Raw genomic sequence first — 14,370 nt, 5'->3', positions numbered from 1 at the left:
GCTCCTTTCAAGTCACGATTTGACGGCACCGGCCGTCAGGCCCGCGATGATGTGTTTCTGTGCGAGGAAGAAGACGATGACGGTCGGCAGGATCGTCAGCGTGATGAAGGCGAGCACGAGCTGCCATTCCGTGCCGAATTCGCCGCGATAGACCATGATGCCGAGTGGCCAGGGATATTTCGATTCCGAGTTCAGCATAATCAGCGGCAGAATGTAGCTGTTCCAGCTGCCGACGAAGGAAACGATCCCCACCGTCGCCACGATGGGTCGTGAGAGCGGCATCGAAATGTGCCAGAAGAAGCGCAGATAGCCGCAACCATCCACGAAAGCGGCCTGAAACAATTCTTCCGGCAGATTGCGGAAGTAATTGCGAAACAGAAGGATGCTCATGCCGAGCCCGAAAGCCACCTGAGGCAGAACCACGCCCCAATAGGTATCGAGCAGACCGAGATCGCGGATGCGGATGAACAGCGGCAGGATGGCGGTCGCCGCCGGGAACATCAGTCCCAGCAGGAAGTAATTCAGCAGGAAAGAAGAGCCGAAGAACTTCACATGCGCAAAGGTGAAGGCGGCCATGGCCGAGACGGTCAGCGTCAAAAAGACCGTCAACAGCGCAATCACCAGCGAATTGAATATCTGCAGCCAGTAGCGTTTGCCAAAGAGGATATCGCCGTAATTGGCCCATTGCCACTCGGCTGGCAAGCCGAACGGGTTGACGCGCAGATCCCCCAGCGTCTTGAAGCCGCCAAGCGCCGTCGTCAGAAGCGGGATGAGCACGATGGCCGCTATCAGGCTCAGCGATATATAAAGATAGAGCTTTGTTTGCAGCGGCATGCGGACGGAAGTGGATGGTTCAGTCATGGCGCATGAAAATCCTTTTGTAACCGAAGGCGAGCGTCACGCAGATAACGAAGAGAACGACACCCACCGCGCTGCCAAGCCCCACCTGCATGCGCATGACGCCGTAGGTATAGAGAAAGGTGACCATGGTTTGCGTGGAGTTGGACGGACCGCCGCCGGTGAGCGGCATGATCATGTCGAACAGCTGTAGCGAGCCGATCACCGCAAAAAAGACGGACAGGCGCACCGTTGAGCCGAGCATCGGCAAGGTGACGTATCGGAACTTCTGCCAGCCGGAGGCGCCGTCGATTTCGGCAGCTTCCAGCACGTTCTTGTCGACGGATTGAAGGCCGGCGATAAAAAGCATCATATGGAAACCGAAATACTTCCAGACGATGACGCCAAGCACGGCGTAGATCGCCACATCCTTGTCGGCCAGCACGTAAGGATTGGCGAAGCCGAAGAAATTGGAGATGGCAGCGAAAAGGCCGTAATCGCCATCATAAACGAAGCGCCAGATCAGGCCGGCCGCGACATCCGCAAGGACATAGGGCAGGAAGAAAACCAGCCGAAAGGCAACGACGCCCGGAAGGCGGTGCGCCAGCATCATGGCAAGCCAGATCGCCAGCGGGATCTGGATCAGCACGGAAATCAGGATGATGAGGCCGTTATTGAGCAGAGCCTGCGAAAAGGCGGCATTGCCGAACAGGACCTGGAAATTCTTCAAGCCCACGAAATCGGTCGGCGTGCCGTAACCGTTCCAGCGGTAAAGGCTGTACCATGCCGCCTCGCCCATGGGCAGAATGACGAACAGGGTAAAGAGCAGCAATGCGGGCGGAAGGAAGACCAGCAGGGTCAGCGCACGGTCATGCGCGACCGAGCTTTGCTTGCGCTTCGTCTTCGACGCGCCGCGCGCCGGTATGGACGCAGAAGTCATGGAAATATCCGTCATCTCTATCCGCTTTCATTCAGGCAGATACTGCGGCGCCGCGTCCCGCGCGGCGCCGTCATGGAACCGAAATCAGCGAAGCTCGAAAGCATCCTGAATTTGCTTGGCACCCTCTTCGGCGCTCATCTGGCCGGAAACGATTTCGACGGAGACATCGTTGACCACGCGGCCAACGGCCGCGCCCAGTGTCTGGTCGAAGAAGTTCTGGTGCCAGGTAGAGCTTGCAAGCTGCTTGGCCGAATCCGCCAGCAGCGGGTTCTTGACCGCTCCATCCGCACCCGTCGCAACCGGCAGGATCATGCCCGCAGCCGCCATCTTTTCTTCACTTTCCTTGCTGGTCAGGAAGGCCGCGAAATCGATCGCTTCCTTGGAAGCGTTTTTCGTGACTGCCCAACCATTCAGACCGCCCAGCGTGTCGGTGACTTTGCCAGCACCACCTTCGACGGCGGGAAAGGCGAAGCGACCGATATTGTCTGCCGCAAGGCCTTTGCCGTCACCGGCATTCTTGCGCTGGTTGGCTTCAGTATTGTCAAAGCCGAGGATCATCGCGGCCTTGCCGTCACCGAAGACGCCGAGCGCCTGGGGCCAGGTGGAGCCGAGATAGCCGGGCTGGAAGGGTTCGAGCTTGCCGAACTCGGCCAGTTGCTCGCCCGCCTTGATGATGGAGGGATCCATGAAGCCTTCACCCTCGCCCTTGCGGGCGGCGTCGAACACGGTCTGTCCGCCATTGCGCATGACGAGATAGCTCCAGTAGAAATGGATCGGCCATTTTTCACCGCCACCACCGGCAATCGGAACGATGCCCGCTGCCTTGATTTTCTTGACGGTGGCGCCGAGATCGTCCCAGGTCTTGATGTCTTCCGCTTTTACGCCCGCCTTGGCAAACAGCTCCTTGTTATAAAAGAAACTGACGAGGCTGACGCGGTAAGGCACGGCCCAGACCTTGCCGTCAAACGACAGACCATCGATTGCGGCCGCGCTATAGGCTTGGCGCAGCTTGCCACCATCGGCGTCGAAAACTTCCGTCAGGTCCTTCAGCGCACCGGTTTTGGACTGCTCTTCAAGAACACCGCCACCCCAGCTATAAAAGAAATCGGGAACGTCGTTGGACTGCAGCAGGGTAGGCAATTTTGCCTTGAACGCCTCGTTTTCCAGAAACTGCAGTTGCACGTCCACGTCAGGATGTTTGGCCTCATATTCCTTGGCAATCTCCTCCCAGACGGCCACGGATTTCGGGTCCAGCTCCACATGCATCCATTTAACGACCGTTGCGGCCGAGGCGCTTGCGGCGCCGAGCATGAGAGCAATGCTTGTCGTTGTGGCAAAGCCTATCAGCCTGCCGCCCAGGCTTGCGCCTGCGTGCCTAATCGTCATGATCGTGATCCTCCCTCGGGGATTTCCTCATTTATTCCCCAATGCGGATTAATTCACCTTAGCACTCGCTCATTGTCAAGGCGCCATGCTGATTTTTTGAGCGAATGGCTTGACACACCCCTCCCTGACACCGTTATTTAATCCGCAATCCGACATAAATTGGTTTTCGAACCGGCATTGATCGCAGCAGGAGCCCATGAAGACCGCAGACCCAGAACTGATGCGCGCGATCAACCGGCTAAGCGTGCTGGACAGCATCCGCCGCCACGGACCGATCTCCCGGGTGGAAATCAGCGAAAGAACGCAGCTTTCCACCACCACCGTATCGGCGATCACCGCATCGCTGCTCGATGACGGGCTTATCCTTACCCGCCATATCGGCGATATCCGCACGGAGGGCGCACGCGGCAGGCCGCGGGTGATGCTGGAGCTGAACCCGCATGCGGCGCGCGTGGTGGGCGCCAAGATTGCGGCAAGCCGCATGGTCTTCGTCGTCACCGATTTTTGCGGCAACGTGCTGTCCACCCTCGCCCTGCCGATCCGTGTAGACCGCCAACCGATCGGCGTCATTGCCGATCTGGTGGAAGACGGGGTGAGGCGTTGCGTGGTCGATGCCGGACTGTCGCTGGAAGATGTGGACATGGTCTGCCTTGGCCTGCCAGGCGTCATCGAACATCGCACCGGCAGGATCCGCAGCAGCCCTATCCTGCGGGAAGTAAACGTCGATTTTGCCGAGGAAATGACCTCACGGCTGAATTCCCCCACCATCATCGAAAGCGACGCCCACGCCATCACGCTTGCCCATCACTGGTTCGGCCATGCGCGCGATCTTGAGGACATGGTGCTGATCTCGCTCGAGCAGACACTCGGGCTTGGCGTGATGCATCAAAACCAGCTGTTTCGTGGTGCAGGCGGCCTCAGCCACAATCTCGGTGACCTCGTGATCGGCCTTGCCAGTGAAGGAACCGTGCGGCTGGCGAGCCAGGCGGGCGAGAACGCCATTCTCGGTTCCCGCCCAGTGGACGGGCGTTTTGCAGAAGCTATCCGGCTTGGTCGCGGCATGCAGCATGCCCATGCGCTGATTGCGGCGGAAGACAACGATCTTATAGCGGCAGCCTTGCGCGCCGGTGCAGCCCTTGGCCTGACGCTTGCCAATATCGTCACGCTGTTTGCGCCGCCACGGGTCATCATCACCGGCTCCAGTCTCGAGCTCGGCGAGCCCTTCATTACCAGCATCCGCGACAGTTACAACGCCGCCGTGCCGCCATCGCTGGCAGGCGTCGCAGAGCTGGTTTTCGACGTTGCAAGCGACGAACTGTGGGCGCAGGGGGCGGCAGCCGTCGCACTTTACGAGCTTTACGAATCGCCATGGAACACCACAGGGCCGGCGCTCTAGCCGGCAAGGTTGAGAGTGGGCTTAGGCATTTCTGATTTACGGGAGGAAATCACATGAACAAGGTCGGCATCGGCATCATCGGCTGCGGCAACATCTCCAGCGCCTATCTCAAGGCGATGGCGTCGTTTCCCATTCTCGACATTCGCGGACTGGCGGATATGAACGAGGAGGCAGCAAAAGCGCGGGCAGACGAGTTCGGCCTTCAGGCAAGAAGTATCGACGAACTTCTGTCTGACCCCTCCGTGGAAATCATCGTCAACCTGACGATTCCCAAGGCGCATGTGGAGGTGGGCCTACGCGCACTTGAGGCGGGAAAACATGCCTATTCGGAAAAGCCGCTCGGCATCAATTTCGCGGAGGGTAAACGGCTTGCGGACGCGGCAAAGGCAAAGGGACTGCGCATCGGTTCGGCACCGGACACTTTCCTCGGCGGCGGGCACCAGACCGCGCGCCGCCTGATAGACGAAGGCGTGCTCGGCCAGCCGGTTGGCGGAACGGCTACCTTCATGTGCCCCGGCCATGAGCGCTGGCATCCCAACCCCGCCTTTTATTACGAAGTCGGCGGCGGGCCGATGCTGGATATGGGACCCTATTACATCACCGATCTCGTCAACCTGTTCGGCCCGGTCGCCAAGGTGGCAGGTTTCGCCATCGCGCCGCGCAACGAACGCCTCATCACCAGCGAACCTAAGAATGGCGAGAAAATCCCAGTCCATGTCGCCACCCATGTTTCCGGCGTGCTGGCATTCAAGAACGGCGCGGTGGTGCAGGTGGGCATGAGCTTCGATGTGGCGGGCCACAAACATGTACCGCTGGAAATCTACGGAACGGAAGGCACATTGATCGTGCCCGACCCCAATCATTTCGGCGGTGAGGTGCAATTGCTGAAAAAGGGCGGCCAGTTCGAGCCGCAGGCACTGTCTTCGCCCTATGCTGACGGCAACTACCGCTCGATCGGCGTGGCCGACATGGCCCATGCGATCCGCGAAAACCGCCCGCACCGCGCCAATGGCGATCTTGCCTTGCACGTGCTGGAGGTCATGGAGGCCTTCCAGACGGCAGCGGACAGCGGCACCACTGTTTCCATCACCACCGAGGTGGAGCGCCCTGCTCCCCTTGAAACTTCGCTGGTCGACGGCCAGCTCGGCAAATAATCCCGAGGAGGAAATAAATGCGCGAAGCACTCATCGTCTGGGGCGGCTGGAGCGGCCACGAGCCGCAGGAATGCGCCACCATCGTCAAAGACATTCTCGAAGAGGATGGTTTCAAGGTCTATGTCGAGCACAGCACGGAGGCTTTTGCCGATCCGTCCGTGCATGACCTGAGCCTTGTCGTGCCGATCGTGACAATGTCGAAGATCGAGAAGGAAGAGATCAAGAACCTCACCGCCGCCGTCGAAAACGGCGTCGGCATTGCCGGCTTTCATGGCGGTGCAGGCGACAGTTTCCGCGACTGCGTCGAATACCAGTTCATGATCGGCGGCCAATGGGTCGCCCATCCTGGTAATATCATCGACTATCACGTCAACATCACCCGCCCCGACGACCCGTTGATGGAGGGGATTTCCGATTTCCCCTACACATCGGAGCAATACTACATGCATGTCGATCCCTCCAACGAGGTGCTGGCGACGACAAAATTCACCGGCGACCACGCTTGGTGGATCGACGGTGTAGTGATGCCGGTGGTCTGGAAACGCAAATACGGCAAGGGCCGCGTCTTCTATTCGGCGCTCGGCCATCAGGCCAAGGAGTTTTCCGTGCCGCAGATGAAAACCATGTTCCGCCGCGGCGCCAACTGGGCGGCACGTTAAAGCGTGCATTGAGAGGCGGCCAAACAAGGCCGCCTTTTTCTTTATCATCAGCCCCGAATAATCTCTTCCGCAGCCATCGCCACACCCAGAACGTGGTCATCCGTGCCGTGCAGGCCTGATAGCAGCAGGCCAACGGGCATGCCCGCCTCACCCGTGCCGCAGGGAATGGAAACGCCGCAGAGATCGAAGAAGTTGCCGATCTGGGTGTTGCGCAGGGTCTTGGCATTCATGGCAAAGAAGGTCTCATCATTCTCCACAAGCGGTGCGACCTTGGCCGCGACATGAGGCAATGTCGGCGATATCAGCAGCTCATTCTTGCCAATCATGCCCGAAAAAGCCGCCGTCATGCGTTCGCGCGCCTCGATAATGGCGATGTAATCCGGCAGGGAGATATTTGCGCCCAGTCTTGCTCGCGCAACCACGCGCGGGTCCATGCGAGCCGCATCAGCACCTTCCAGCCGCGCCTTGTGCAGGGCGAAGGCTTCCGCCGTTACCAGCGCACCCTTTTCCTTGATAAGATCGAATAATTGCGAAAAGACCGGGAATGCCTGCCGCCGTACAGAAGCGCCGGCCCGGGAAAGCCGTTCCACTGCCTGCTCGAAAGCGACCGCGACGCCCTCCTCGATGCCATCGAAAAACACTGTTTCCGGCACGACGAGTGACAAGCCGGACAGAGGCGTGCGCGCCGCATCAACAGCCGCCTTGCCACGCATGGCGGCATCTACCCACACGGCGTCCTGCACAGTGCGAGTGAGCGGGCCGAGCGAATCGAGACTTTTAGCCAGCGGATAGACGCCGCGCATCGAGTAACGGCCGCGGCTCGCCTTGTACCCCACCACACCGTTGAAGGCGGCGGGAATGCGCACCGATCCGCCGGTATCCGTACCGATTGCCACCGGCACCAGACCGGCCGCAACCGCGACACCCGCGCCGGAAGAAGAGCCGCCTGGCAGCCGGTGGCCATCCGTGGAAGCGGGATTGCGCGGCGTTCCGTAATGCGGGTTGATGCCAAGGCCGGAAAACGCGAACTCGCTCATATTGGTACGGCCGATGCAGACCATCCCGGCCTCCTTCAGCGCGCTCACCACATCCGCGTCACGGGACGCAGGCGCATCATTCGAAAGCACCGTCGATCCAGCCGTGGTCACAGTGCCTTCGAGATCGAAAAGGTCCTTCCAGGCGACCGGAATACCGTCGAGCACGCCGCAGGATCGACCCTCGCGAATGCGTTTCAAGGCGCCTTCCGCCTCCACCATGGCCCGCTCCGCCGTCAAGCCGACAAAGATCGCCCGGTCTTCCGATTTCCCGATTGCATCAAGGGTCTCTTCCGCCAAGGCGCGCGGATCAAGATGGCCGCTCTGGATGAGAATGGAAAGCTGCGCGATGTTTTTGCTCTTGTGAGCCATGATATGTTCCCTGAAACCGGCATGTTACGCACAACATGCCGTTTATCGGCAGCTTGGCAAGGTCAATCGCGGTACCCTTGCAACCATAAAGCCCGGTTGATGAGCGCGAAAAGAGGCCCCAATGCATCGTCGTATTTGGCGCCGATGTCCCATCACAAGCCATCGAATATTTCAACCTGAGGTACATATTTTCGGCGCCTTATATAAGCGGCGACTATAAAAAGACGGATTAATTCTTAATCGCATCTAAACTTTGTTGAATTATTTAGCAGACACCATTGAAATACATGCCCTATAAAAATTCCATAAAACAATCATAACGCGACATCGCGGGGGAATATCGCGAATGGAAGAGACTGCCTATCGGGGGATAGATAGACAGACTGAAACCGGTGACACGCTTCGCTCAACGACGCAGCCGGTGCCGGGCCGCTTTTCGCGGCGGCGTTCGCTCGCCAGCAAGATAACCCTGATATTTCTCGGCGGCGTGATCTTTTCCTACAGCATCGGGGCGCTCGTCGGCTGGTACATGTTCGTTGCCGCCGCCAGCGAGCAATGGCTCAACCAGGCCCGCGTCAATTCACAGATTGCCAGCGCCACCCTGCGCAGCATCTATACCTATGTCAGCGTCACCGCCGACACGGACGGACAGGTGAACGGCATCTTGACCGACAAGCCGATTGGCGACGACGCTTCCATCCTCGTTACCGGCTTCAACCCCAGCGACGTTCTCGCCCTCATCGGTGCGCAGACCAAGAATGCCGTCTGGCTTTTCCGCTACGATGAGGCCGATTCCGGATTCCGTCAAATCGCGGCGGCCTTCGACAACGCCACCGACGACGCCGAAAAACCGATTGCCACCGATCCCATCTTCTCCAGAGATGCGGTCGCCGCGCGTTTTGCCACCGGCTTTGCGACGATTGGCGATTCCAGCCATTATATCGGCCTGTTGCCGATCATCAGCACGGAAACGAAAAAGCCGATTGGCGCGGTCGCCGTCAGCATCGGCGGTTCGGACGCGCTTTATGGCGCGCAGCGCAAGCTCATCTACAATTCGCTCGTCGCCCTGATCGTTGTTCTGACCGTCACCGGCGTTCTCGTGACGCTGATTGCCAGGCATTTTCTGAAACCCGTTCCGGCGCTGGTGCAGGCGACACTCAGGATCGCCCGTGAGGAAACCGATGTCGTCACGCCGTTTCAGGATCGACGGGACGAGATCGGCGACATGGCCACCGCCATCGAAACCCTGCGGGAGGCCGTTCTGGAACGTGGACGGCTCAGGCAGATCCGCGACATGGCGCAGCAACTGGAACATATGGCCCATCACGATGCGCTGACGGGGCTTCCCAACCGCGTGCTCTTGATGAAGACGCTGGAGAACCGTCTCGAACATCTTTCCACGTCAGGCCAGCCGTTCAACGTCATGCTGCTCGATCTCGACCGCTTCAAGGCCGTCAACGATACGTTGGGACACGCGGCAGGCGACGCCTTGCTGGTGGCCGTGGCCTCGCGGATTTCCTCCGTGCTCGGTGAAAACGACATGGTGAGCAGGCTCGGCGGCGACGAATTTGCGATCATACAAGCGGTGAGCGATAATTGTCGCGAGGATGCGGGCGCGCTGGCAAAGCGCGTGGTCCATGCGGTCTCGCGCAGCTTCAGCCTCGAAGGTAGCCATATAAGCGTCGATACCAGCATCGGCATCGCCTGCGCGCCCGATCACGGCAACTCCGCCACCCAGCTTCTGCAACATGCGGACCTTGGTCTCTACCGGGCGAAATCCATGGGATGCGGCTTTTTTGTCTTTTACGAGCCTGGCATGGACATGGCGGCGCAGCACAAGCACGCGCTCGAAATAGACATGAAATCCGCGCTCGAAAACCACGAATTCGAGCTGTATTACCAGCCCGTGGTCAATCTGGAGAGCGGCCGCATTGTCGCCTACGAGGCCCTTGCCAGATGGCGGCACAGCAAGCTTGGCATCATCACGCCGGATCGCTTCATAACGCTTGCCGAAGAAAACAATTTCATCAAACCTCTGGGCGAATGGGTTTTGGCGCAGGCCTGCATGGACGCCATGACCTGGCCCAGGGATATCCGACTTGCCGTCAATCTTTCCGCCGTGCAGCTTTGCAATGACGATATTGTCCCGATCGTTGACGGCGCGCTGAAAGCCTCCGGCTTCCCGGCCGAGCGGCTCGAGCTTGAAGTGACGGAAACGGCAATGCTGGAGCGCGACAACAGCGCCAGGGCTTTAAAGCTGCTGAAGGAAATGGGCGTCCGCCTCGTGCTTGATGATTTCGGCACCGGTTATGCCGGGTTGAGCACGCTGACGCATGTTGCCTTCGACAAGATCAAGATCGACCGCGAATTCGTTTCCGGCCTGCCGGAAAATCCAATGTGCTCGGCCATCGTCAACACCATCATCGACATGGCAGAACAGATCGGCCTGAAAGTCACCGCCGAGGGCGTGGAAGACAAGAAACAGGTCGAGGCCCTCAAGCTTTCCGGATGCGACGAGGCACAGGGCTATTATTTTGCCGAGCCGGCGCCGCTTGCCCGGATACTCAAGAACCGTGCCGTCATCGCCCAAACCGGAAACGACGAATATAGCGACGTCGGGCGACCGATGCAGGAAACCTATTACCCGCCACAAAAAGCGATTTGAGAACGCGGCTGACAGCCAAAAGGACATAAAATGCGCATTTCAGTATTTTGCCTTTTCCTCACATGCTTTATCCCCACAACTCCGGTGCAGGCCGCCGGCGAAGGCGATACGCTTCGGCAGATTGTTAAGACCGCGAAAATCCGCATCGGTTATCGTGAGGCCGAACCGCCGTTTTCCTATCAGCTGCCGGATGGAGAAGTGACCGGCTTCTCGACTGATCTTTGCCGCGCGATCAGCGAGGACATCCGCACGCAACTGAAGCTGGACAAACTCGACATTGAATATGTAAAGGCCACGCCCGCAACCCGGTTCATTCTCGTCCGTAGCGGCAAGATCGATATTGAATGCGCGGCGACGACCAACAACAGCGAACGCCGGAAAATGGTAGATTTCTCCTATCCGAATTTCATGACCGCGACGCAATTTCTCTCCCGTAAACAGGACAATCTGAAGAGCCTTGCCGATCTGGCCGGACGCTCCGTCACATCCGCCTCCGGCACGGTCAACATCGAGCAGCTGAATGCGGTGAACCGCGAAAAGAACCTAAATATCTCGGTGATGCCCACAAAAACCAACGAGGAAGCCTTCGAACTCGTCGTTGCCGGCAAGGCCTCTGCTTTCGTCATGGATGGCATATTGCTGGCGGCGCTGGCGGCAACATCGGAGAATCCCGACCTCTACGCGCTCTCGGACGAAACGCTGAGCGCACCCGAACCGTACGGCCTGGTGTTTCGGCGCAACGACCCGGCCTTCAAGGCGGCGGTCAACGAAAGCCTGCGGCAGATCTTCACCGGTCCCACCATTCACGGCCTTTACGAAAAATGGTTCACCAAACCCATTCCGCCCAATGGCATGAACCTGAACCTGCCGATGACCGCCTCGTTAAAACAAGCCTATGACCATCCGAGCGAATACCGGGACTGAGGGAGTAAAAACCCCACCTCTATTTTATGAAAATGTTTTGACAGATAATTTTGGCTGGAGATGCGCGATGCAGAGATCGACATTGTGGCTCATGCTTGGGGTTTTTAGTCTTTTACCCACCATTGCAGCCGCCGACGAGACCCAACCGCCTACACTCGAAACCATTGCCAGAACCGGCACCATCCGGCTCGGCTTTGCCGACAGAAATCTTCCCTTTTCCTATATGGGAATTGGTCCGGAGCCGATCGGTTACAGCATCGAACTGTGCCTGAAGGTGGCGGATTCCATCAAGAAGAAGTTGGGCCTGCCGGAATTGAAAATCGATTTCGTCAAGCGCACCCCCAGCAACCGCATCACGCTTCTCAATGACGGCACAATCGACATGGAATGCGTGGCGAGCACGAATACGGAGGAAAGACGCAAGGCAGTGTGGTTTTCCTACAGCCACTTCATCACCGGCACGCGTTATGTCGCGCTGAAATCAAGCAACATGACAAGCGTCAGCGATCTTGCCGGACGAACCGTGGTGGTGACGACGGGAACGATCAATATCAGTCAGCTGAATGTGCTTAACCGCAAACTGGGACTGAACATCGCCGTCCTGCAAAATGACAGTACGGAAGGCAGTTTCGACATGGTGACGGAAGATCGAGCCTCGGCCTTCGTCATGGACGATATTCTTCTGAGGTCCTTCGTCGCTGAAACGGGCAAGCCAGAAGACTATTCCATCTCGAACGAATATCTCGCCCCACCACAACCCTATGGCCTGATGCTCCGACGGGGCGACACCGCCTTCAAGAACGCCGTCAACGAAGCCCTTGGGAAAATTTATGCAAGCGGCGAAATCAACGCGATCTACGACAAGTGGTTCAACGCGCCGATCCCGCCGAACGGCATAAACCTCAAGCGCCCGCTTCCCGACGATCTGGCCGAGGCATTTAGAATGCCGGTCGATACGACGGCCGAGTAAAGAAAAACGCCGCCCTGCAAGGGGCGGCGGTATTCGGAGAAAACATCACGCGGCGCGCAGGTCGGCGCTCAACGGTATCTCGACATCGATCTCCAGTATGGAGACGTGCTCGTCACGATCCATCTTCACATGCACCCGATCGTTATCGATCTGCACATGCTTGGCGATGACGGCGAGAATTTCTTCCCGGAGGACGGCGACGAGATCGGTTCCCGACGACGCCCTTTCGTGGGCAAGCAGCACCTGCAGTCGCTCGCGCGCAAGCGGTGCCGACTTTTGTTTACGGAATAGGCCGAAAATGCTCATGCAGCCCTCCTAGCAAAGATCTTGGAGAAGATACCCCGCTTTTCGCCCGGAATGACCACCGGAATGTCCTCGCCTGACAGGCGGCGGGCAGCGTCGAAGTAAGCCATGGCAGGTGCACAACGGGCATCCGCGAGCGTAACCGGTGCACCGACGTTGGAAGCACGCAGCACATCCGTGCTTTCGGGAATGATACCGAGCAGCGGAATGGAGAGGATTTCCAGAACGTCGTCGACCTTCAGCATGTCGCCGCGCTCGGCACGGGCCGAATCGTAGCGCGTCAGAAGCAGGTGCTTTTCCATGCGCTCGCCGCGTTCGGCCTTCAGCGTCTTGGAATCGAGCAGGCCGATGATGCGGTCACTGTCACGCACCGAGGAGACTTCCGGATTGGTGACCACGACGGCCACATCCGCATGGCGCATGGCCAACGTCGCTCCGCGTTCGATACCGGCCGGGCTGTCGCAGATGACCCAGTCGAAATGTTTCTTCAACTCGGCGATTACCCATTCCACGCCTTCCGGCGTCAGATTGTCCTTGTCGCGTGTCTGCGAGGCGGGCAGCAGGAACAGCGTCTCGAGGCGCTTGTCGCGGATCAGCGCCTGCGTCAGCTTGGCATCGCCCTGGATGACGTTGACGAGATCGTAGACCACCCGGCGTTCAGCACCCATGACGAGATCGAGGTTACGCAGTCCGACGTCAAAATCGACAACCACGACCTTCTGCTTGTTCTGCGCCAATGCGGCGCCAAGCGCTGCGGTCGAGGTGGTCTTGCCAACCCCGCCCTTGCCGGAAGTAACAACGACTACCTTCCCCATACGGCTCTCCTGTTCCTGTGTTGTTTTCTCTATGTCGTCAGCCAAGTTTTTCGGCCTTTATCGTATCGTTTTCCAGCCACAGCTGAACGGGCTGGCCGCGCAGCTTGTCGTCAATGTCCTCGGCAACCTTGTAGACGCCGTCGATTGCCAGTAGCTCCGCTTCCAGCTTGCGGCAGAAGATGCGCGCCGAAACATTGCCAAGCGAACCGGCCATGGCGCGACCGCGCAACGCCCCGTAAATATGCACCGACCCGCCCGCGATGATTTCCGCACCCGAGGCGACCGAACCGATGACGGTCACATCGCCTTCGGGGAACATGATCGACTGGCCGGAGCGCACCGGCTCGTTGATGACCAGCGACTGGACCACGGCCCGAACCTCGCCCGAAGCGCGCGGCTTTTCTTCGGGCAATTCGGCGGCAATGGCGACGGGCTCGACCTCGACATCTGAAGCGGGCTTTCCGCCCTTCAGCGACGGCGGCATGCCCGGCTCGATCATCGAGGGGCGAACACCTTCGATCCCCATGATGCCGACATTACGTTCCGTCAGCGCTGCCAGCAGAGCCTTCAGCCCTGCCTTGTCCAGCGACAGCTCAGACGCATCCAGAACCACCGGACGCGACAGGAAGAACCCGGCTGAACGTGCAGCAAGATCATCCAGCCGTTCCAGCCATTGATCGAGCGGAGCTTCAGGGGACAGAACGACCGCGAGGAAGGAGCGGCCTTTGATACGGATCGAACGCTGGTCTGTTAGCACTTTGGTCATCTTGGTAAACAAATCGTTGACAATTAGGTACCTCGAATATGGTTAACAAATGGTTAACAACGCCCCTTAAACGACGGTTTCGTTAAGAGAATTCCGCTGCGAAAAATCTCATGCACAACATTCATAAGCTCCGTTTAGCTTTTGATTTT

General features: G+C 58.6%; 13 protein-coding genes. 6 read left to right on the top strand and 7 right to left on the bottom strand.

Annotated features, from left to right (window positions below; genetic code table 11):
• Positions 1–12: 12 nt before the first annotated feature.
• From ACZ5A6_RS17550 to ACZ5A6_RS17540, 3 genes are all read right to left on the bottom strand, one after another.
• Positions 13–861 (bottom strand): carbohydrate ABC transporter permease, encoded by an 849-nt coding sequence (locus ACZ5A6_RS17550; RefSeq protein WP_003510727.1) that lies wholly within the window; start codon positions 859–861, stop codon positions 13–15.
• Positions 854–1,792: a carbohydrate ABC transporter permease gene (locus tag ACZ5A6_RS17545; RefSeq protein WP_003510729.1), complete on the bottom strand. Its 939-nt coding sequence runs from the start codon at positions 1,790–1,792 to the stop codon at positions 854–856. Before ACZ5A6_RS17545 ends, ACZ5A6_RS17550 begins: the two co-directional genes overlap by 8 nt.
• Positions 1,793–1,861: 69 nt before the next feature.
• Positions 1,862–3,163: an ABC transporter substrate-binding protein gene (locus ACZ5A6_RS17540; protein WP_013761508.1), complete on the bottom strand. Its 1,302-nt coding sequence runs from the start codon at positions 3,161–3,163 to the stop codon at positions 1,862–1,864.
• Positions 3,164–3,359: 196 nt separating this feature from the next.
• Here ACZ5A6_RS17540 and ACZ5A6_RS17535 point away from each other — a divergent pair, with 196 nt between their 5' ends.
• Genes ACZ5A6_RS17535 through ACZ5A6_RS17525 form a run of 3 tightly spaced genes read left to right on the top strand, consistent with a single transcriptional unit; the run spans position 3,360 to position 6,372 of the window.
• The gene (locus tag ACZ5A6_RS17535) at positions 3,360–4,559 is read left to right on the top strand and encodes an ROK family protein (RefSeq protein ID WP_112292290.1); all 1,200 of its coding nucleotides are present in this window, start codon (positions 3,360–3,362) and stop codon (positions 4,557–4,559) included.
• A gap of 53 nt (positions 4,560–4,612) precedes the next feature.
• On the top strand, positions 4,613–5,713 hold the full coding sequence (locus ACZ5A6_RS17530) for a Gfo/Idh/MocA family protein (protein ID WP_112292289.1): 1,101 nt from the start codon (positions 4,613–4,615) through the stop codon (positions 5,711–5,713).
• Positions 5,714–5,730: 17 nt separating this feature from the next.
• Positions 5,731–6,372, top strand: a complete 642-nt coding sequence (locus ACZ5A6_RS17525; RefSeq protein ID WP_003510737.1) for a ThuA domain-containing protein — start codon at positions 5,731–5,733, stop codon at positions 6,370–6,372.
• Between the two features lie 47 nt (positions 6,373–6,419).
• On the opposite strand, the gene ACZ5A6_RS17520 is transcribed toward ACZ5A6_RS17525, so the two are convergent.
• Entirely contained in the window at positions 6,420–7,778 is a 1,359-nt protein-coding gene (locus ACZ5A6_RS17520; protein ID WP_112292288.1) for an amidase, read from the bottom strand.
• Between the two features lie 346 nt (positions 7,779–8,124).
• On the opposite strand from ACZ5A6_RS17520, the gene ACZ5A6_RS17515 reads away from it, so the two are divergent.
• From ACZ5A6_RS17515 to ACZ5A6_RS17505, 3 genes are all read left to right on the top strand, one after another.
• On the top strand, positions 8,125–10,443 hold the full coding sequence (locus ACZ5A6_RS17515; RefSeq protein WP_003510743.1) for an EAL domain-containing protein: 2,319 nt from the start codon (positions 8,125–8,127) through the stop codon (positions 10,441–10,443).
• A gap of 30 nt (positions 10,444–10,473) precedes the next feature.
• The gene (locus tag ACZ5A6_RS17510) at positions 10,474–11,367 is read left to right on the top strand and encodes an amino acid ABC transporter substrate-binding protein (RefSeq protein ID WP_464111197.1); all 894 of its coding nucleotides are present in this window, start codon (positions 10,474–10,476) and stop codon (positions 11,365–11,367) included.
• 67 nt (positions 11,368–11,434) lie between these two features.
• Positions 11,435–12,337 carry an amino acid ABC transporter substrate-binding protein gene (locus tag ACZ5A6_RS17505; protein WP_003510747.1) on the top strand — a complete coding sequence of 301 codons (903 nt, stop codon included), beginning with the start codon at positions 11,435–11,437 and terminating at the stop codon, positions 12,335–12,337.
• A gap of 45 nt (positions 12,338–12,382) precedes the next feature.
• Here ACZ5A6_RS17505 and minE read toward each other — a convergent pair whose 3' ends face one another.
• The 3 genes from minE to minC are packed head-to-tail and all read right to left on the bottom strand — an operon-like array spanning position 12,383 to position 14,221.
• Positions 12,383–12,643 (bottom strand): cell division topological specificity factor MinE, encoded by a 261-nt coding sequence (gene minE, locus ACZ5A6_RS17500; RefSeq protein WP_003510750.1) that lies wholly within the window; start codon positions 12,641–12,643, stop codon positions 12,383–12,385.
• On the bottom strand, positions 12,640–13,455 hold the full coding sequence (minD, locus tag ACZ5A6_RS17495; protein ID WP_003510752.1) for a septum site-determining protein MinD: 816 nt from the start codon (positions 13,453–13,455) through the stop codon (positions 12,640–12,642). Before minD ends, minE begins: the two co-directional genes overlap by 4 nt.
• 37 nt (positions 13,456–13,492) lie before the next feature.
• Positions 13,493–14,221, bottom strand: a complete 729-nt coding sequence (gene minC, locus ACZ5A6_RS17490) for a septum site-determining protein MinC (protein WP_003510754.1) — start codon at positions 14,219–14,221, stop codon at positions 13,493–13,495.
• Positions 14,222–14,370 lie beyond the last annotated feature (149 nt).

This window comes from Agrobacterium sp. 6Ca8, assembly GCF_055382765.1.
The sequence above is the reverse complement of the archived record's forward strand: the minus strand, read 5'-3'. Positions and strand labels throughout refer to the sequence as shown.

What these genes read in the sequence shown, in the direction of transcription:
- ACZ5A6_RS17520 (WP_112292288.1), bottom strand. Translation starts at nt 7,778, where the DNA reads ATGGCTCACAAGAGCAAAAACATCGCGCAGCTTTCCATTCTCATCCAG.
- ACZ5A6_RS17525 (WP_003510737.1), top strand. Translation starts at nt 5,731, where the DNA reads ATGCGCGAAGCACTCATCGTCTGGGGCGGCTGGAGCGGCCACGAGCCG.
- ACZ5A6_RS17530 (WP_112292289.1), top strand. Translation starts at nt 4,613, where the DNA reads ATGAACAAGGTCGGCATCGGCATCATCGGCTGCGGCAACATCTCCAGC.
- ACZ5A6_RS17510 (WP_464111197.1), top strand. Translation starts at nt 10,474, where the DNA reads ATGCGCATTTCAGTATTTTGCCTTTTCCTCACATGCTTTATCCCCACA.
- ACZ5A6_RS17550 (WP_003510727.1), bottom strand. Translation starts at nt 861, where the DNA reads ATGACTGAACCATCCACTTCCGTCCGCATGCCGCTGCAAACAAAGCTC.
- ACZ5A6_RS17545 (WP_003510729.1), bottom strand. Translation starts at nt 1,792, where the DNA reads ATGACGGATATTTCCATGACTTCTGCGTCCATACCGGCGCGCGGCGCG.
- minE (WP_003510750.1), bottom strand. Translation starts at nt 12,643, where the DNA reads ATGAGCATTTTCGGCCTATTCCGTAAACAAAAGTCGGCACCGCTTGCG.
- ACZ5A6_RS17505 (WP_003510747.1), top strand. Translation starts at nt 11,435, where the DNA reads ATGCAGAGATCGACATTGTGGCTCATGCTTGGGGTTTTTAGTCTTTTA.
- ACZ5A6_RS17515 (WP_003510743.1), top strand. Translation starts at nt 8,125, where the DNA reads ATGGAAGAGACTGCCTATCGGGGGATAGATAGACAGACTGAAACCGGT.
- ACZ5A6_RS17535 (WP_112292290.1), top strand. Translation starts at nt 3,360, where the DNA reads ATGAAGACCGCAGACCCAGAACTGATGCGCGCGATCAACCGGCTAAGC.
- ACZ5A6_RS17540 (WP_013761508.1), bottom strand. Translation starts at nt 3,163, where the DNA reads ATGACGATTAGGCACGCAGGCGCAAGCCTGGGCGGCAGGCTGATAGGC.
- minD (WP_003510752.1), bottom strand. Translation starts at nt 13,455, where the DNA reads ATGGGGAAGGTAGTCGTTGTTACTTCCGGCAAGGGCGGGGTTGGCAAG.
- minC (WP_003510754.1), bottom strand. Translation starts at nt 14,221, where the DNA reads ATGACCAAAGTGCTAACAGACCAGCGTTCGATCCGTATCAAAGGCCGC.